The sequence below is a fragment of the Oribacterium sp. Sow4_G1_1 genome, assembly GCF_052116105.1.
Lineage (GTDB): Bacteria > Bacillota > Clostridia > Lachnospirales > Lachnospiraceae > Oribacterium.
Map to the genome: position 1 here is coordinate 1 of NZ_JBQKLS010000058.1, position 427 is coordinate 427.

At 44.0% G+C, this 427-nt stretch carries 1 tRNA gene and 1 rRNA gene; both read right to left on the reverse strand.

The features are described 5' to 3' along the window. Nucleotides 1-235 precede the first annotated feature (235 nt). Nucleotides 236-308 (reverse strand) — tRNA-Ala (locus ACTQ52_RS12380). A gap of 5 nt (nucleotides 309-313) precedes the next feature. After that, nucleotides 314-427, reverse strand: a 5S ribosomal RNA gene (gene rrf, locus ACTQ52_RS12385); the annotation flags it as partial.

The window sequence follows — 427 nt, forward strand, 5'->3', positions numbered from 1 at the left end:
AATTTTCGTGAGTTCCTTCTCACTCATCGATTCTAGCGTGAATCGATGTTGGCTGTGTGATGATGTTTCCACCATCTGGTTTTTTAATTCGTTAACTTTCGTTAACGCCTCAGATGTCTTACTCTATTAAATAGAATAATTTATATATTTCGCAGTATATAGTTTTCAAGGTACGATGACGCTTTTCAGCGCTTGCGAATCTTATCAGAACCCGTAAGTTTTGTCAAGTCCGCAATGGAGATAAAGGGATTCGAACCCTTGACCCCCTGCTTGCAAGGCAGGTGCTCTCCCAACTGAGCTATACCCCCATAAAGAATGGCGTCCACCTATGTTCCCACATCGTTACCAATGTAGTATTTTCGGCCGATCAAGTCTTAACCGTCGTGTTCGGGATGGGAACGGGTGTTACCCCTGACCGCATCAACAC